At 63.3% G+C, this 17,801-nt stretch carries 16 protein-coding genes; 4 read left to right on the top strand and 12 right to left on the bottom strand.

The genetic code is table 11. The annotated features are described in order from the left end of the window. Positions 1 to 72 precede the first annotated feature (72 nt). The 4 genes from JQ558_RS06640 to JQ558_RS06625 all read right to left on the bottom strand — a co-directional run bounded on the left by JQ558_RS06640 (position 73) and on the right by JQ558_RS06625 (position 5,240). Positions 73 to 2,187 (bottom strand): acetate--CoA ligase family protein, encoded by a 2,115-nt coding sequence (locus tag JQ558_RS06640; protein WP_212293159.1) that lies wholly within the window; start codon positions 2,185 to 2,187, stop codon positions 73 to 75. 128 nt (positions 2,188 to 2,315) lie between these two features. Further along, complete coding sequence (locus JQ558_RS06635; RefSeq protein WP_212209750.1) at positions 2,316 to 3,080, bottom strand: hypothetical protein; 765 nt, start codon at positions 3,078 to 3,080, stop codon at positions 2,316 to 2,318. A 9-nt stretch (positions 3,081 to 3,089) separates the two neighbouring features. Then, positions 3,090 to 3,884 carry an enoyl-CoA hydratase gene (locus JQ558_RS06630; RefSeq protein WP_212293158.1) on the bottom strand — a complete coding sequence of 265 codons (795 nt, stop codon included), beginning with the start codon at positions 3,882 to 3,884 and terminating at the stop codon, positions 3,090 to 3,092. Positions 3,885 to 4,022: 138 nt separating this feature from the next. Continuing rightward, the gene (locus tag JQ558_RS06625) at positions 4,023 to 5,240 is read right to left on the bottom strand and encodes an ABC transporter substrate-binding protein (protein ID WP_212293157.1); all 1,218 of its coding nucleotides are present in this window, start codon (positions 5,238 to 5,240) and stop codon (positions 4,023 to 4,025) included. Between the two features lie 157 nt (positions 5,241 to 5,397). Here JQ558_RS06625 and JQ558_RS37810 point away from each other — a divergent pair, with 157 nt between their 5' ends. The 3 genes from JQ558_RS37810 (at position 5,398) to JQ558_RS06615 (ending at position 8,006) form a co-directional block, all read left to right on the top strand. Continuing rightward, entirely contained in the window at positions 5,398 to 5,526 is a 129-nt protein-coding gene (locus JQ558_RS37810; RefSeq protein ID WP_283814155.1) for a hypothetical protein, read from the top strand. Between the two features lie 226 nt (positions 5,527 to 5,752). Then, entirely contained in the window at positions 5,753 to 6,481 is a 729-nt protein-coding gene (locus JQ558_RS06620) for a thermonuclease family protein (protein WP_409410489.1), read from the top strand. 28 nt (positions 6,482 to 6,509) lie between these two features. Beyond that, complete coding sequence (locus tag JQ558_RS06615; RefSeq protein ID WP_312014965.1) at positions 6,510 to 8,006, top strand: M48 family metalloprotease; 1,497 nt, start codon at positions 6,510 to 6,512, stop codon at positions 8,004 to 8,006. A 125-nt stretch (positions 8,007 to 8,131) separates the two neighbouring features. On the opposite strand, the gene JQ558_RS06610 is transcribed toward JQ558_RS06615, so the two are convergent. From JQ558_RS06610 to JQ558_RS06575, 8 genes are all read right to left on the bottom strand, one after another. After that, a complete protein-coding gene (locus JQ558_RS06610) occupies positions 8,132 to 8,425 on the bottom strand; it encodes a hypothetical protein (RefSeq protein ID WP_212209754.1) in 294 nt (97 codons plus the stop codon). A gap of 38 nt (positions 8,426 to 8,463) precedes the next feature. Continuing rightward, positions 8,464 to 8,898, bottom strand: coding sequence for a CBS domain-containing protein (locus tag JQ558_RS06605; RefSeq protein WP_212209755.1), 435 nt, complete (start codon positions 8,896 to 8,898; stop codon positions 8,464 to 8,466). 282 nt (positions 8,899 to 9,180) lie between these two features. After that, a complete protein-coding gene (locus tag JQ558_RS06600) occupies positions 9,181 to 9,714 on the bottom strand; it encodes a host attachment family protein (RefSeq protein ID WP_312014964.1) in 534 nt (177 codons plus the stop codon). Between the two features lie 311 nt (positions 9,715 to 10,025). Further along, positions 10,026 to 10,808: a CarD family transcriptional regulator gene (locus JQ558_RS06595; protein ID WP_212209757.1), complete on the bottom strand. Its 783-nt coding sequence runs from the start codon at positions 10,806 to 10,808 to the stop codon at positions 10,026 to 10,028. Between the two features lie 440 nt (positions 10,809 to 11,248). Then, on the bottom strand, positions 11,249 to 11,587 hold the full coding sequence (gene fdxA, locus JQ558_RS06590; RefSeq protein WP_192736497.1) for a ferredoxin FdxA: 339 nt from the start codon (positions 11,585 to 11,587) through the stop codon (positions 11,249 to 11,251). A 147-nt stretch (positions 11,588 to 11,734) separates the two neighbouring features. Continuing rightward, positions 11,735 to 12,004 carry an RNA-binding S4 domain-containing protein gene (locus JQ558_RS06585; RefSeq protein WP_212209758.1) on the bottom strand — a complete coding sequence of 90 codons (270 nt, stop codon included), beginning with the start codon at positions 12,002 to 12,004 and terminating at the stop codon, positions 11,735 to 11,737. Between the two features lie 18 nt (positions 12,005 to 12,022). Further along, a complete protein-coding gene (locus JQ558_RS06580) occupies positions 12,023 to 15,610 on the bottom strand; it encodes a helicase-related protein (protein ID WP_212293154.1) in 3,588 nt (1,195 codons plus the stop codon). Positions 15,611 to 16,073: 463 nt separating this feature from the next. Next, positions 16,074 to 16,889, bottom strand: coding sequence for a DUF3108 domain-containing protein (locus tag JQ558_RS06575; RefSeq protein ID WP_212293329.1), 816 nt, complete (start codon positions 16,887 to 16,889; stop codon positions 16,074 to 16,076). A gap of 391 nt (positions 16,890 to 17,280) precedes the next feature. On the opposite strand from JQ558_RS06575, the gene rpmB reads away from it, so the two are divergent. Beyond that, positions 17,281 to 17,589 carry a 50S ribosomal protein L28 gene (rpmB, locus tag JQ558_RS06570; RefSeq protein WP_192736494.1) on the top strand — a complete coding sequence of 103 codons (309 nt, stop codon included), beginning with the start codon at positions 17,281 to 17,283 and terminating at the stop codon, positions 17,587 to 17,589. The last annotated feature ends 212 nt before the right edge of the window (positions 17,590 to 17,801 follow it).

The following is a 17,801-nucleotide window of genomic DNA, read 5'->3' as shown; positions in this document are numbered from 1 at the left end:
CGCGATGCTGCGCATCGCGTCCACCCTCTCCCACAAGGGGAGAGGGAAGCAAGCGCAGGGACGACGATGCTGTTAGTTCTTGCGTACGACTAACGCATCGACAACCGTCACGCCCTGCCCCTCCGGGTGCACCAGCACCGGATTGATCTCGATCTCCGAAATCTCACTCGCATGTTGCGCCGCCAGCACCGACAGCTCTGAAATCAACCGCGACAATGCAGCCACATCGGCCTTAGCAGCGCCACGAAACCCGTTCAGCAGCGGCGCTGCCTTCAGAACCCCCAGCATCACCGTCGCCTCTTCCGCACTCACCGGCGCCGGCCGGTAGATCACGTCGCGAAACAATTCCGTGGTGATGCCGCCGAGGCCGACCATGATGACCGGCCCGAAAATCTTGTCCGTCAGCGTGCCGACGATGATCTCGACGCCCTTCTTGGCCATCGGCCCGACCAGCACGCCCTGGATCGCGGCATCCGGCCGGTGTTTTTGCGCGCTGTCGAGCAGCATGCCGTAGGCAGTAAACGCCTCGCCCTTGGTCGTGATGTTGACGCGGACGCCGCCGACCTCGCTCTTGTGCGGGATGTCGCGCGACTGGATCTTCATGACCAGCGGAAAGCCCGCGCGGGCGATCGCGGCATCAAGTTCGCCCCGCTCGGTCACCAGCATCTCGTCCGGCAATGCAATGCCGGCATCCCGCAGCAGCGACTTGCTGTCGAACTCCGACAGCGCCGGTGATGTCAGATGCGCGGATAGATCGCGTGACGGCACTGTCGCCATATCCGCAAGCGCCGCCAGCTTGAAATTGGAATACTCCACCAGAGCCCGCATCGCGACGCCGACATGCGTGAGGCCCGACAGCACCACGACGCCGGATTTTGCGAGTTCTCCGCGCGCGAATGCCGACGGCAGCGTGTAGGAATAGAACACGATCGGCTTGTTCTGCGCCGAGATCACCGGCTTCAGCTCGGCCTCCTTGAACCACATCCGCACCTCGCTCGACAGCGACAGCACCACCAGGATGGCGTCGACTTCGTCGGAGACGGCGAGCAGATCGATGGTCTTCTGCAGGCCGCCGCTGCTGACGCCTTGTGCGGTAACATCGATCGGATTGCCCGCGGCGCCATAGGACGGCATCCACTGCTTGATCTGATTCTGGACGGCCTGCGACAGTTCCGGAACCTTCAGCCCCTGCATTGAGACGGTGTCGGCGCCCCAGATCCCGCCGCCACCGGACACGGTCAGCACCGCGACACGGTCGCCCTTCGGCAGCGGGTTCGTCGTCAGCACCGCGGCGATCGTCACCGCTTCGTCGAGATCGTTGGAGACGATAAAGCCATACTTGGCGAACACCGCGTCATAGGCCGCCGACCATCCGGCCATGCTGGCGGTGTGCGAGGCCGCCGCACGCTCGCCCGCGCCGGAACGGCCGACTTTTGTCACGATGACGGGTTTTCGCATCTCCGCGGCGCGGCGCGCAGCGGCGAGAAATTTGTCGACGTCGCGGATGCCCTCGATGAACAGCAGGATGACGTCGGTGGAAGCATCCTGCACCATGTAATCCAGAAATTCGCCTGCGCCGAGATCGCTTTCATTGCCGGCGCTGACGCAATAGCTGATCGCAACGCCGAGCGCCTTGGCGCGATGCTTGATGGCAAAACCGATGCCGCCGCTTTGCGCGACAATGGCGATCCGCCGTGTGGTCGCGACAACAGGCACATGACCCGGCTTGACGTCGACAGTCGGGCTGAAGGTCGCCGCGACCTTCTGCACTTCGCTCAGGAAACCTTCGGCATTGGGACCTGAAATCCGCATGCCGGTGCGCTTCGCAATCGCGACGATCTTGTCCTGCATGACAACGCTGTCGCCGCCTTCCTCCGCAAAGCCGGAGGAAATGATGACGGCATTCTTGACGCCGACCGCGGCACACTGCTCCAGCGCGCCCACCACGGCGGGGGCGGGAATGATGATGATGGCGAGATCGACCGGCGCGCCGACCTCGGCGATTGTCTTGTAGCATCGCAGCCCGTCGATATCGGGATAGTTCGGATTGATCGGATAGATCCTGCCCGGATACTCGTTCTTGCGCAGCATCGACAGCAGCCGCCCCGGAATCTTCTCATGATCGCGCGAGGCGCCGATCAGCGCGATGCTGTCGGGCGCGAAGAAACTGTCGAGCGGATGCGGCATGGGGGATGCGCCTATCTCCGTCATGGCCGGGCTTGACCCGGCCATCCACGTCTTGCTTTGCGCTGGACTTTAAAGACGTGGATGCCCGGGACAAGCCCGGGCATGACGACTGGGTGAACGCGCGTCAATCACGCCGTGAGATTAAACCTCACCCCGCACAGATCAAACCCGTCCCCGGTCACCTTGCAGCCCTTCGCCCTGGCCGCATCCCGCACCTTGGCGATATCGGCAACCTTGAACGTCAGCCCGCTCATCAGATCGGCCGGACCCTTGACGAAATGGAAGCTGGCATTGGGCAGTTTCAGCTCCGGCTCGCCCTTCGCGTTCTTGCTCACGGCGACGCCGATGATCTGGCCCCAATGCGCGGCCAGCACCTCCGGTTCCGGGCTTTCCATCTCGACGTCGGTCAGCGCCAGCGTTACATCCTTGGCGATCGACTTCTGCCAGTCGGGGCCGGCCGGCGGATAGGGTCCCAGAATGTCGTCGCTGCCTTCGGTGTGGTTGAACTCGATGAAGGCGGCGCGGCAATCGCGCGGGTGCAGTTGCACGCCGTGATAGGGCGCGTGCGTGATCACGTTCGCGGTGCGCACGCCCATCTCGTTGGCGCGCCTGCCGTAGGCATCCGGGTCATCGCAGCAGAAGATCGCCATATAACCGCCGCGGCCGCCATTCTTGTCGATGAAGCGCCCCGCCGCGGTGCCCGGCTGGAACGGCGCTACCACTTCGAGCAGGATGGTGTCGACCGGCAGCAGCGCGTTCTCCAGGCCGTATTTGGCGACGTTGCCGTCACGGAAGCACTCGTTCAGCCCCATGATCGCGGCAATGTCCGAGATCACGGGCTCCAGCTTCGGCGCCACCAGGCAGATCTGCCGCAGCCTCATATACCCGGCCATGTCACTACCTCAATGGTTCTGGAACACGGGCTTGCGCTTCTCGACGAACGCCTTTGCCGCTTCCTTGTGATCGAGGGTCTCGCCGGAGCGCGAATGGTGGATCGCCTCGGCGTCAAAACATTCTTCCAGCGACATCGTCTCGGCGTTGTTGATGTTGCGCTTGATGTAGCCGAGCGTGATCGACGGGCCCTGCGCCAGCGACAGCGCCAGGTCATACGCGACCGCCTCGACTTCCGCGTCGGGCACCACCTTGGTCACCATGCCGAGATTGTAGGCCTCCTGCGCGCTGAGCACCGGCGAGGTCAGGTACAATTCGCGCGCCTTGGCGCTGCCGAGCATTTGGGTGAGAAAATACGTGCCGCCGTAGTCGCCGGACAGTCCGACCTTTGCAAACGCCGTCGTGATCTTGCAGGACGCGCTGGCGATCCGCAGATCGCAGGCGAGCGCGATCGAGAGCCCGGCGCCGGCCGCGGCGCCATCGACCTGCGCCACCACGGGCTTTTGCATCTGGTGCAGGATGCGCGAGACTTCCATGCCGCGGCGGAGATTGACCATCTTGGCTTCGAACGACAGCGGCGCCCGCCCCTCCGCCATCGACTTGACGTCGCCGCCGACGCAGAACGTGCCGCCGGCGCCCTTCAGCAGCACCGCGCGCACCTCGTGATCCTCGGTCGCGCGCCGCGCCGCCTCGACAAGACCACGCGTCATGTCCGGATTGAGCGCGTTGCGCCGGTCGGGACGGTTCATGATGATGGTGAGCAAGCCCTGGTCGAGCTGCTGGAGGACCATTTCGTTCTGGCTCATGTGCGGGTTCTTTCGTGGTTATTGTTGGTTGAATCTCTCAACGTCATTGCGAGGAGCGTAGCGACGAAGCAATCCATTCTATCTTCTTGCCGCGCTATGGATTGCTTCGCTTCGCTCGCAATGACGAGGTCCCAATTTCTATTTCTTCACCAGCGGGCAGCGCGACAATTCCAGCGACTGGAACGCCTCGTTACCGGGAATGGTCGCCAGCAGCTTGTAGTCGTCCCAGCGGCCTTTCGATTCCGACGGCTTCTTGACTTCGAACAGGTACATGTCGTGCACCATGCGGCCGTCTTCACGGATCTTGCCGTTCTTGGCGAACATGTCGTTGATCGGCGTCTCCTTCATGATTTTCATGACGGCCGCCGAATCGGTGGTGCCCGCGGCCTTGACCGCCTTCAGATAATGCGTGACGGAGGAATAGACGCCGGCCTGCGCCGACGTCGGCACGCGCTTGATGCGATCCATGAAGCGTTTTGAGAACGCGCGGGTATCGTCGTTGAGGTCCCAGTAAAACGCTTCGGCGAGCAGGAGGCCCTGCGCGGTCTCCAGCCCGATGCTGTCGATATCGGTGACGAAGGCGAGCAGCGGCGCGACCTTCTGGCCGCTCTTCATCAATCCAAACTCGGCTGCCTGCTTGATGGCGTTGATGGTGTCGCCGCCGGCATTGGCGAGGCCGATCACCTTGGCTTTGGAAGACTGCGCCTGCAGCAGGAACGAGGAGAAGTCGGACGTGTTGAGCGGATGCCGCACGCTGCCGAGCACCTTGCCGCCGGACTTCGCCACCACATTGGCGGTATCCTTTTCCAGATCATGTCCGAACGCATAGTCCGCGGTCAGGAAGTACCAGCTGTCCAGACCCTGCTTGACGGAAGCCAGGCCGGTCACATTGGCCTGGCCGTAGGTGTCGAACACGTAATGGACAGTCAGGGGACCGCAGGCTTCGTTGGTGAGGCGGATCGAGCCGGGGCCGTTGAAGATCACGATCTTGTTGCGCGCCTTGGCGATCTCGCCGGCGGCCAGCGCGGTGGCGGACGCCGCGACGTCGAACAGCATTTCGACGCCCTGATTGTCGAACATGTCGCGGGCGATGTTGGCCGAAAGGTCGGCCTTGTTCTGATGATCGGCCGCGATGATCTCGATCTTGCGGCCGAGCACCTCGCCGCCGAAATCCTCCACCGCCATCTTGGCCGCATACTCGCTGCCGGGGCCGGTAATGTCAGCATACAGGCTCGACATGTCGAGGATGCCGCCGAGCTTGAGCGGCGGTTTGGCCTGCGCCAGCGCAGCCGTGCTCGACATCGCCAGGCTGATCGCCGAGACAGCGGCGAAAATGCCCGTGACAAACCGTTTCATGAAGGCCTCCCTTTTCTTGGCTGCCGCATTGCCAGCGGCTTCGAATTTCACTCGGCGCGATCATGCCGCATGGCTCCCACAGCGGCAAGGCGCGCGCGGAGCGCGTCTCGCATGCGTTTTTCCGTTAAGCGGAATGGCGCCTCATGTAGAGTTCGTCATGGCCGGATTTGTTCCGGCCATCCACGTCTTCCTTCTCGCTCTAAAGAAAGAAGACGTGGATGCCCGGCACAAGGCCGGGCATGACGACGTTCGGTACCAAGGCGCTATTTCATGGATCTCTTTTTGAGAGAGACTCTGAGGGGCTTACAAAGCAAGCGTCTCGAAGGACGAAGCCAGAGAGGATCACCGGAGGCCTCATGGTTCGAGACGGCGCATGCGCGCCTCCTCACCATGAGGATTGATGATGCGGTATGATGATATCACAAGGAGCAGACACCAACGATATGAGACGCGTGGACCACAACCGTCACAGTTCGCACATCACGGTCATGCTGATATGTGGCTCGGCCGTCATGGCCACCACTCCCGCCAACGCCGCCGGCTGCATCTTCGAACCGCAAGGCGAAGGCCGCGTCGCCGCCGTGATCGACGCGCGCAGTTTTCGCCTCGATGACGGCCGCGAAGTCCGTCTCGCCGGCATCGTGTCCGCCGCCTCGGACAAAACCAAAACGGCGGGCGCGGCAGCCCTGTCTTCGATCGTTACCGGGCGCGATGTGACACTGCACGGCGACGACGACGCGCCGGACCGTTATGGCCGCCAGTCCGCCTTCGTGTTCCTGCCGGGTTCCGAGACGCCGGTACAAAGCGAGCTGCTGCGCCGCGGGGAGGCGCTGGTTTCGACCGAAATGGCCGACAAGGACTGCGCCGCGGAACTGGCGGCCGCCGAGGCCGAGGCGCGCCGGGCCAAAAGGGGAACCTGGGCTGATCCGGCGGCCATAAAAAACGCGGAAAGTCCCGGCGATATTTTGGCCGGGATTGGGCGCTTTACGGTGGTCGAGGGCAGGGTTTTGTCCGTGCGGCAGGCAGGGGCAACGACCTATCTGAATTTTGGCCGGAACTGGACACGGGACTTTGCTGTGACTATTTCAAGGCGCATGATACCGGCGTTCGAGGCGGCCGGGCTGTCGCCTAAGTCCTTCGAAAATCGACGGATTCGTGTCCGCGGCTATGTCGAGGCGCGGGGTGGGCCACGGATCGACGTGCTTCGGGTGGGACAGATTGAAGTACTCGGCGGGAATTAGCTCGTTCGGAAGAGAAGAGTGGGCTGACGTGACGAAGCGTTCAGGACGGCGCGAGGGAAGTACAGGCCGCCGCCTTTTGGCTGTGCCGGCCGTGCTGTGCGCTGCTTTGACGCTGTCGGCCTGCGGCAGTGTCGGCGGCCGGTTCGAGACCGCAGCGCCGACGACGGCCACTTCGCCCGCCAAACCGAACCGCACCGTGGCGCAGACGCCGGCGAGCGAGCGCGAGCATGAGCGCATCCTCTCCTCCTATGGCGGCGCCTATGACGATCCGAAGCTGGAGGCGCTGATCGGCAAGACCGTCGACCGGCTGGTCGCGGCCTCCGACCGTCCCGACCAGGCCTATCGGGTGACAATCCTGAATTCCGGCGCGGTCAACGCGTTCGCACTGCCGACCGGCCAGCTCTATGTGACGCGCGGCCTGATCGCGCTCGCCAGCGACACCTCGGAATTGTCTTCGGTGCTGAGCCACGAAATGGCGCATGTGCTGGCCAAGCACGCCTCGATCCGCGACGACAAGGCAAGGCAGGCGGCTGTCGTCACCCGCGTCGTCACCGATATGAGCAACGATCCGGATCTGACCGCGCTGGCGCTTGCGAAAACAAAACTGACGATGGCGAGCTTCTCGCGCGCCCAGGAATTCGAGGCCGACGGCATCGGCGTCGGTATTTCGGCGCGCGCGCATTTCGATCCCTATGGCGCCTCGCGCTTCCTGAGCGCGATGGAGCGCAACGCGGCGCTGAAGGCCGGCAAGACCTCGCTTGATCCCCGCGCGCAGGACTTTCTGTCGTCGCACCCGGCAACCCCGGAGCGCGTGCAGAATGCGCAGAACTCGGCCCGGCAGTTCGCTTCGCCGGAGGGCGGCGAGCGCGACCGCGAGACTTATCTCGCCGCGATCGACAACATTGTCTATGGCGAAGACCCCAGCGAAGGCTTTGTGCGCGGCCGACGCTTCCTGCATCCGAAGCTCGGTTTCACGTTTGCCGCCCCCGACACGTTCACGCTCGACAACACCGCGCAGGCCGTGATCGGCGTCCGCGAAGGCGGCACGCAGGCGATGCGCTTCGACGTGGTACGGGTGCCGGCCGAGCAGACGCTCGGCGACTACCTCAACTCCGGCTGGATGGAAGGCGTCGAGAAGGCCTCGACCGAGGACCTCACCATCAACGGCTTCCCGGCGGCGTCGGCCTCGGCGAGTGGCGACCAGTGGCAGTTCAAGGTCTACGCGCTGCGCTTCGGCAGCGACGTCTACCGCTTCATTTTTGCCGCCAAGCAGAAGACCACCGAAAGCGAGCGCAACGCGCGCGAGACCGTCAACTCGTTCCGCCGCCTGACGCTCGAGGAGATTCAGGCGGCACGTCCGTTGCGCATAAAAGTCATCACCGTGCAGCCCGGCGACACCGTGGAATCGCTCTCGCACCGCATGTCCGGCGTCGACCGCCCGGCCCAGCGCTTCCGCATCCTCAACGGTCTCGACGCCAACGCCCAGGTCAAGACCCGCGACCGCGTCAAGATCGTGGTGGATTGACGCGCGAAATTGCTTGGGCGGAGGGGCGATCAGCCACCGTCATTGCGAGCGAAGCGCAGCAATCCATAGCCGCAAAGCAAGCATGGATTGCTTCGTCGCTTCGCTCCTCGCAATGACGATGCAGATCAATGCCTGCTCGGCTCAAGCACCACGACTACACCCGTCATTTCCGGTTCATGCGGCCTCAGGCTTGTGAGCGTCGCATCGCTCCAGTCGGCGAGACTGACGACTTCGCCGCTTTGGGCTTCCGTCTCCGGCGCCCCGGTAGGTTCGAGAACCTTGAGGCCGCGGGTATCCAGAAAGAACGTGTGGTTGCCGAACAGATTGTTCAGTTGGGCGACCGCCGGATGATCGTCGGGAAGAACCTCGGCCTGGAACTGGCTCAGGGTTTGTTTAACCTGTGTCGAATTCAGCTTCATGATCTGCTCCACTTTCGATGTTAAGCACGTCTTCGGTGCTAGCCGGTCTGCGTGTGCTCGCCTCCCGGACGCGAAACCAGGCTCAACGCTTCCCCGGCCACGCCATCGCCGTCGACAACGGCGACGTCTCCCAGCGACAGAATGCCGACGAGACGCTTGTCGCGATCGAGGACCGGCATGCGCCGGACCTGGATCTCACCCATATTGAGGGTCACCTCTCCGATATCCTGGTCGTCAAAGCAGTATTTGACGTCCGTCGTCATGACGTCACGGACTCTCGCATCCGGGCCCTTGCCGTCTGCAACACCGCGAATGGCGATGTCACGATCGGTAACCATGCCAATGAGCCGGTCGGCGTCACCGACGGGCAGGACTCCCGAATCAAGCCCCGCCATGGCGATCGCTGCCTGCTGGATGGTTTCGTCCGGACTGGCGACGTAGACGTCGCGCGTCATTGCTTCGCTCACTCTCATCGACACACCTTCCGTGCTTGTTGAACCGTTCTTGCTAGAGGGTTTGTCCGTTGCCGCATTTGTGGCAAGCGGATCCGGTGGCAAAAGCCAACCACCAATCATGGATTGATGCAGCCGGAGCCCTGCTTGCCGGCCACTGCATTGCGGCCACCACATGCTCCGAATGATTGCGCTCAGGAAACGTTCCCGATCATCGCGGTAAACTTTATCTGGCTTCGATCGGACCCGGCGCGGCGCTCGTTTCGCCGTGAGTCGGGTTTGCGAAAAATCCGGACCAGCGGCTCAAGCCGCGACAAGCCGCTCGATTTCGGCAACCGGATGCGACGTCAGTTCCTTTGGAATCTCCGCGGTCACACATGCGATGACCTCGGCGTGGAGGGCCTTGCGAAGATTGCCCAGCACTTTCGGCGGTGCGATAATGACAAGCTTCTCGAAATGATTGGCATGGGCATGGCGATACAGCGCGTCGGCAAGCTCGCCGGCAAATCGCTCCTCGGCAATGTGGTGCCAGTCTGTTTCTTCCATGGCGCTCCGGGCCGCACCAACACTTGCAATGGATCGCCCCGGACGATCGGTACCCTGCTCGCGGGTCGGCGGATTGTCGCGCTCGATAATGCGTTCGACAACAAGCTGGACCCGATGCGCGGTGCCTTTGTTGCGCAGGAAGAGCGCCTTTTGACCATCGCCGACGAGGATAAGCGCGTTATGGGGAACATAGGTTGCGGGTTCCGTGGCCATTCTTGCTCCAATCAGTTGCGTTGATTGACAACGCCGGAGCCAAGATAGGTTTCCGCAAAGAGAGGCCGGCGTCGGCATCCACATCGCGTCAAATGCGCACGTAATAGATTTGCTCCGCTGACTGCATAATCTCCGTCGTCCCGGACAAGCGAGCGTAGCGAGTGCGATCTCAGATGCGTAATTGCGCATCGGGGGACCCATAGCCACCGATACCGATTGTCTGCTCGACGCTGTAGCTCCAGCGCGGCGGCCACGCAGACTCGTGGTTATGGGTCCCGGATCGCGCTTCGCTTGTCCGGGACGACGTGTTGATGGATTTTCGACCAATCACAAAAAAAAGCCCGGTCTCTCGACCGGGCCTTTCGCAATTCAATCTGTGAAGCAGCAGCTTACGCCGCCTCGTCCGCAACGGCCGCATCGTCACCGTCGGCGTCGGCGTCATCGCCTTCACCGTCGGCTTCGCTACCGGCTTCGGCCTTGGCGCCGCGGCGCGGGCTCTTGGCGAGCTGGCTTTCGATTTCCTTGACCGCTTCGGTCTCCGTCGAATGCTGGACGACGGCGATTTCGCGCGACAGGCGATCGAGCGCCGCTTCATAGAGCTGGCGTTCGCTGTAGGACTGTTCGGGCTGCGATTCCGAGCGATAGAGATCGCGCACCACTTCGGCGATCGCAACGATGTCGCCCGAATTGATCTTTGCTTCGTATTCCTGCGCCCGGCGCGACCACATCGTGCGTTTGACGCGCGCGCGGCCTTTGAGCGTCTCGAGGGCCTTCTTGACCAGCGCCGGATCGGACAGCTTGCGCATGCCGACATTGGCGACCTTGGCGGTCGGCACCCGCAGCGTCATCTTGTCCTTCATGAAATTGATCACGAACAGCTCAAGCTTGGCGCCCGCGATCTCCTGCTCCTCGATCGCCAGGATCTGGCCGACACCGTGAGCGGGATAGACCACGAATTCATTGGCCTTGAAGCCCTGACGCTGGGTCACGACCTTCTTCGGCTCCTCCACGCGCGGGGCGGCAGCCTTCGGCGCCACGACAGCGGCCTTGGGCGCAGCAACGGCAGCCTTCGGAGCAACAGCGGCTTTAGGGGCAGTCTTCGGAGCGGCCTTCGAAGCAGTGGTCTTCGAAGCCGTCGCTTTCGCGGCAGTTTTTGCAGTCTTGTCAGGCATTGAGCTTCTTTTGTTTTTCGAGGACTTTGTGGCTGCAGCCTTCTTGGCTTCCTTTACGGACGCCTTGGCACGGCCTTTGGTTGCGCTGCGGCTGGCCGCGGCGGCTTTTTTCGAAGTCTTTGAAACACTCTTTTTACGCGTTTTCTGTGACACAGCCTGCGCGCGGAACTGCCACGCCCCTGTTCGATGTTTTTTACGGAACCACCGGGAGGGCCAAGGTTACGCAAGGCCGGATCCGGCTTGTAATGTGCCCAATATAGCACATTTTCCGCAAAAATCAATGATTTACGCCCCGTTTCGGACCTTTGCAGGGACCTTTCGGTCATAAGTCCGTCAACAAGGTTAAATCGGCAGGCTGTGTATGGGTCTGGTGGCTCCGAATTAGGTTCAAATTAGGTCCGGAGCGGTCTCAACTGGTCTGGAAAGGGCGATCCGGCGAATCAGTCCCCGCTACCGGGTTCCTTGGAAAAATATTTCTCGAACTTGCCTTCCACACCCTCGAATTCTTTCGCGTCGGGCGGCTGGTCCTTCTTCTGGGTGATGTTGGGCCAGGCCTTGGCGTATTCGGTATTGACCTCGAGCCACTTCTCCAGACCCGGCTCGGTGTCCGGCTTGATGGCGTCGGCGGGACATTCGGGTTCACAGACGCCGCAGTCGATGCACTCGTCGGGATGGATGACCAGCATGTTCTCGCCCTCGTAGAAGCAGTCCACGGGGCAGACTTCAACGCAGTCGGTATATTTGCATTTGATGCAGGCATCAGTGACGACGTAAGTCATCCAGGGCTCCGAAACGGTCAACTTTTTCCGGGGTTTGCGTAGCGCATGAACTGCGCAGCCGCAAGGGAAGAGCAAGGCAACAACACGCAGGCCACAGCGCCGGAAAGCTTGGGTCTTCAAGCGCCTGACGGGCTCGTTTGCAGATAGTCATTCCCTGCGGTTCTGCAAATCCTCGTAGGTTACGCGCGCGGCCGCGGCATCGCCCCGCCGCTCGGAGAAGCCTGCGACTTTCAGCACCCGCACCGAATTGTCGAGCCCGATGGTGACGACGTCGCCGAGCTTCACGGCATGTCCCGGCGCTTTCTCGCGCACGCCGTTGATGCGGACGTGGCCGGCCTCGACCAATGCGGCGGCACTTGTGCGGGCCTTCACCACCCGCGCATGCCACAGCCATTTATCGAGACGCTGTCGATCCAATGAGGACCCTTTTAGGGATCAGCGATCCTTGTTGCCGGCGAGCTGTTCCTTCAGCGCCGCGAGTTTGGCGAATGGCGAATTGGGATCGATTGGCCGGTCACGCTCGCGCGGCGCGGCGCTGGTGGCGTATTGCCGATGCGACGGACCGGAGTCGCGCTTGTCACGGCCGCCCTTGTCACGCCCGCCGAAATCGCGGCCGCCTTTATCGCGCCCGCCACCCTTGCTGCGGTCACCCTTGTTGCGATCGCCGCCGAATTTCTCCGGACGACCACCGCCCTTGTTGTCGCGGCGGTTGTCATTGTCGCGGCCCTTGCCTTCGAAGCGCTCGCGCGGCGGACGGTTGTCGGCACGCGCCTCCTGCGGTGCGCCCTCGGCGGGCGGCGTGGCGTTGGCGTCAACAGGCGCGCCCTCGCGCGGCTTGCGGAACTCGTTGTGGCGACGGCCGCGGCGATGACGCTGCTCGCGTCCCGCAGCCTCGCCACCTTCGCCGGCAGCGGCCGCGGGCGCAGCACCGTCCTGCGAGGCCTGCGCGCGATCGTGCTGATGGCCGTGACGACGCTGGCGGTTGCGGTCGTGGTGCGGACGGCGTTCTTCCGAACGGCCACCGGGCCGCCAGACTTCCACCATTTCGGGCACGACAGGCGCGTCGGGCTTGGCCTCAGTGGCGGCTTCTGTTGGTGCAGCGTCCGCCGGGGCGGCGTCGCTGGCGACGGTTTCGGTCGTTGCTTCAACAGCAACCGCGTCGGGAGCCGTGGCCGCCTCAACAGCGGCAGTCACGTCAGGCGCGGCCGGCTCCTCCGATGCGGTCAGCACCTGGGCTTCCTCGACCGGTGTCTCCACGGCCTCGGCTTCGACCACCTCCGGCGCGGCTTCCACCGCGGGCTCTTCCACCGGCGCCGGCGCCAGGGTGACCTCGGGCAGCAAGGCGGCCGATGGCGCGGGATCGCCGGAGACCGGCTGGGCCACGGTCTCGTCAGCGGTTTGCGCGGGCGCTTCTGCCGACGCTTCAGCCGCGGCTTCCACCGGCGCGTCTGCCGCGACTTCGGTCGGCGCGGCCGCATCGGTCACAGCATCCGTGCCCTCAACCGGCGCGGCTTCCACCACCACCGGCTCAGTCGCCGCGACCGGCTTCGGCGGCAGCGGCGCCCGGCGCTCGGAGCGATAGCCGAGCGCGCGCAGGATCGAGGCGAAATCCTCGCCGGCCGATCCCGTCAGCGAGGTCATCGCCTGCGTCACCACAAAGCTGCGGCCATCGAACGCGCCGGCGGGCTTTTCGCCCGGCGAACTTTCGCGCCACGCCAAAGCGGGGCGGATCAGATCGGCAAGACGCTCCAGGATATCGACGCGCACCGCGCGCTCGCCGCACTGGCGATAGCCGAGCACGCGATAGGCATCGCGCGCCAGCGCCTTGTCGACCGCGAACGAGGTCCGGCCGCTCGAGGCCAGATGCTGCGCGCCTGACAGCGCCGACATATCGACATTGTCCTGCTTCTCGGCCCACAGCAGCGAGGCGAGAGAACGCGCCGCAGGCTTCAACAGGCCCGGGAAATAGATGTGATAGGCGCCGAAGCGCACGCCGTATTTGCGCAGCGTCGCGCGCGAGGGCTGGTCGAGATCCTTCATCTCGGCGGTAATCTTCGAACGCTCGAGCACGCCGAGCGCCTCGATCAACTGGAACGCGATGCCGCGCGCAATGCCGGTGATGTCCTCGGCCTTGGCAAGCCCGAACAGCGGGCCCAGCAGCTTTTCGATATGCGTTTTGAGCCACAGATCGAGCCGCGTCTGCACGGCTTCGCGCGCCGCGCCATTGAGGCGATCGTCGGAAATGATGCGCAGCCGCGGATGCAGCGCGTCGTCGGCGGCGACCAGCTTCGCCACCGCATCGCCGGTCCAGCGGATGGTGCCATCTGACGTCAGCACGAAGGCGTCGTCGGGCGCAGCCGCAAGCTTTTCGGCGCGCGTGTCGATCTCGCCGGCCAGCACCTGCTGTGCTGCCGCCTGCAACGCCTTGGCGTCGCTTCCGGCCTCCGCCGCATCTGGTGCAAAGGTGAATCCGTCGAGGCGGCCGATCACATGGCCTTCAACGATCACTTCGCCGGTCTTGCCGATTTCCGTATTCAAAACACTGTTCTCCCGCAGGCGGCGCATCAATACACTGGTACGGCGGTCAACGAAACGCTCCGTTAGCCGTTCATGCAGCGCATCGGACAATTTATTTTCGACCTCGCGCGTGATCCCCTGCCAGTGATCGGGGTCACCCAGCCAGTCCGGCCGGTTGGCGACGAAGGTCCAGGTGCGAATTTGCGCGATCCGGCCCGACAGCGTGTCGATATCGCCGGTGACGCGGTCGGCCTGGTCGACCTGGGCGGCGAACCATTCGTCGGGAATCCGGCCCTTTTTCATCAGGAATCCGTACAGCGTGGTTACCAATTCCGCATGGGCGGCCGGCGCCAGGCGCCGGTAATCCGGGATCTGGCAGGCGTCCCACAGCCGTTCCACGGCCGCCGGCCCATGGGCCATTTCCCGCACATCGCCGTCGCGGGCCGCATGATCGAGCACGCGCAAATCCTCGGCAATCGGCGCGCGGGTCAGCACTTCGTGCTGCGGCGAGAGCGCCAGCGAGACCTGCAGGCTGCCGAGCGAGGCGAAATCCAGCTTGGAATTGCGCCACTGCAGCATTTTGACGCTATCAAAAGTGTGGTTCTGCAGCGCGTTCACCAGTTCCGGCTCGAACGGCGCGCAGCGGCCCGTGGTGCCGAAGGTGCCATTGCGCGTGGCGCGGCCGGCGCGGCCCGCGATCTGCGCAAACTCGGACGGATTCAGGCGGCGGAACTGGTAGCCGTCGTATTTGCGGTCGGAGGCGAACGCGACGTGATCGACGTCGAGGTTGAGGCCCATCCCCACCGCGTCGGTCGCGACGAGATAATCGACGTCGCCGTTCTGGAACATCTCGACCTGCGCATTGCGCGTGCGCGGTGACAGCGAGCCCAGCACCACTGCCGCGCCGCCATGCTGGCGGCGGATCAATTCGGCGATGGCGTAGACTTCATCGGCCGAGAACGCGACGATCGCGGTGCGCCGCGGTTGGCGCGTGATCTTGCGGTCGCCGGCGAATTCGAGCTGCGACAATCTGGGCCGCGTGACGATCGACGCGCCCGGCAGCAGCCGCTCGATGATGGGCCGCATCGTCGCGGCGCCCAGCAGCAGCGTCTCGTCGCGGCCGCGGCGGTGCAGGATGCGATCGGTGAACACATGCCCGCGTTCGAGATCCGCCGCGATCTGGATTTCATCGACCGCGAGGAACGACACGTCGATGTCGCGCGGCATCGCTTCCACCGTCGACACCCAGTAGCGCGGGTTCTTCGGCTTGATCTTCTCCTCGCCGGTGATCAGCGCGACGGCCTCAGTGCCCGCGCGCGCGGCGATCTTGTTGTAGACCTCGCGCGCGAGCAGCCGCAGCGGCAGGCCGATGATCCCGGACGAATGCCCCAGCATCCGCTCGATCGCCAGATGCGTCTTGCCGGTGTTGGTCGGCCCCAGCACCGCGGTAACGCCGGCGCCGGGAGCGCGTTCATGTCCAAACGTGGACGAGTAGGAGAAAGCCATAATTTGCAGGTGTTTCTTTGATTCTCAGCGGCGCCGCACGGTTTGTTATGTGTGTCACTTTGCGACGGTGATGCGGTCGCGGCTTAAGCTCTGGAACGAGTCTAGAACGAATCGCGAAGGAATCGCTGACTCTTACTTAAACTGGCTTCGTTCACCGCAACATCCAGCGTTAGCGCTCATGATGCGGCACTAGATCAAGTTTGCCGGGGCTCCACAAGGCGGTGATTTCAGGTGAGTTTCCTTAAAATTGAGAGCGCTCGGAGTCGAATCAGAAGCGCGGAAGAGTCAATGGGATTCATCTTCATGAGTTGCATCGATCGCGCCGCGAGCGACAGTGCGCTCCCTCCCCCCTTGCGGGGGAGGGCGGGGGAGAGGGGTAGCCACAAGCGAGACTGCCCGTGAGAACCCCTCTCCCCGACCCTCCCCCGCAAGGGGGGAGGGAGCGATAGAGCGCGTTGCTATATCACTGCGTCTTCGCCACCCTTGGCGGCGCGGCTGTGGTGACAAAACTGGTGGCTTCCAGCATCGCGGGGCCGAACGGGGTCGGGATCGTCATGCGGAATGGAACCAGGATCCGGGTGCCCGCGATCGGCACGAAGGCGATCTCGATGTTGCGCTGGGCGGCGAGGTGCTTGATCACGGGACGATCGGGGATATAGCCCGCGATCGGCGTGAAATAGACCGCGCAGACCACGGCCGGCCCATGATAGCCGCGCTCGGCTTTCACCGTTTCGATGCGCTTGTAATCGAGCTTGAGGTCATAGCGCAGCCGGCCGTCGAAGATGCCGGTGCCGGTGCGGCAGGCCTCCGGCGACAGCGGATCGCCGGTTCCAGGCACGCGGATCATCGCGCCTGTCATCGGATCGAGCACGTTTTTCCGATGCGCTTCGGTCACGACGATGCGGTCGGGATCGACAGGCGGTTCCGGATCGATGGTAAAATCCTTCACGCCCCCGTTCGCGATCGAAAGGCGGATGGTCTCGGATTTCTTCGAACTCGTGGTGGTCGCGGTATAGGCGTTGGCGACCAGCGCGCCACCCACGACGCGGCCCTGCGAGGCGCCGGAACCCTTGCCGCCCGAAAACGCCTGCAGCAAGCCGGTGGAACCGCCCTGCGCGGAGGCGGAAAACGCATCATCGCCGATTTCGATGGTCCAGGTGCCCTTGCCGACCGGAATGCCCGCCAGCGACGCCTCGTAATGGGCATCGAGCCGGCCCTGCGCGGAGGCTTCCAGCGGTGCCAGCCACAGCAGCGCGCCGGCCGCAAGACTGCCCAACAGGCCGAAACGATGCGAAATAGCACGTGTGGTCACGTAACTGACGGTCCTGCTGGCGCGAGCTCTTGTTTATGTAATCAGAAATATCCGGCAATCAACGCGTGGCGGTCCCTTGCGGTGGCTCAATCCGCGGGGAACAGAGATGTCGGCGGGGATTGCGCCCTTTATATGGTCCTAACGTCTTGATATCCTTAAACCCTTGTAATGGCTTCCAAACCGGCAATGCCGCCTTCCCGGGAGTACGCAAAATCTTAAGCGAAACCCCGCAAAACCTTGACGCCTAGGGCCTGTCGCCCTATACGTCCGCGGTTCCTGAAAATGGACATGATTTTGGACCCCCGCGCGGCGCCATGATGCGCTGCCAGGTTGCGGGGATGGAAGAGGATTTTGTGCGATGTCTCGGCGCTGCGAACTGACGGCCAAGGGCCCGCTGGTGGGTAACAAGGTGAGCCACTCGAACATCAAGACCAAGCGGCGCTTCCTGCCGAACCTGGTCAATGTCACCTTCATCTCGGACGCGCTCGGCCGCAACGTGCGCCTGCGCGTCTCGACCAATGCGCTGAAGAGCGTCGACCACAATGGCGGCCTCGACGGCTACCTTCTCAAGGCCAAGGCCGACGTGCTGTCGCCCCGCGCGCTCGATCTCAAGCGCGCGATCCAGAAGAAGGTCGGCAAGCCGGAATACGTGAAGAAGGCGAGCTAAAGGTTTAGCTCCGCTTCATTGGCGGGCTTTAGAGTTTTGAACGGCTGGGTCGAAGGACCCGGCCGTTTTTTTTGCGACTTCCACAATCTCTAGCCGCGCCGATCTCAGGCATTGTTGTGGTGGCACTTCAAGTCTGCAACCATAGGCATATACCTACTCTGCGTGCTGCGCGATTGGCTATCCGAGGACGCGGCATACGCAAACAGAAGATG

Source organism: Bradyrhizobium sp. AUGA SZCCT0160, assembly GCF_018130105.1.
Lineage (GTDB): Bacteria > Pseudomonadota > Alphaproteobacteria > Rhizobiales > Xanthobacteraceae > Bradyrhizobium.
This window is presented reverse-complemented; position numbering and strand designations above follow the sequence as displayed.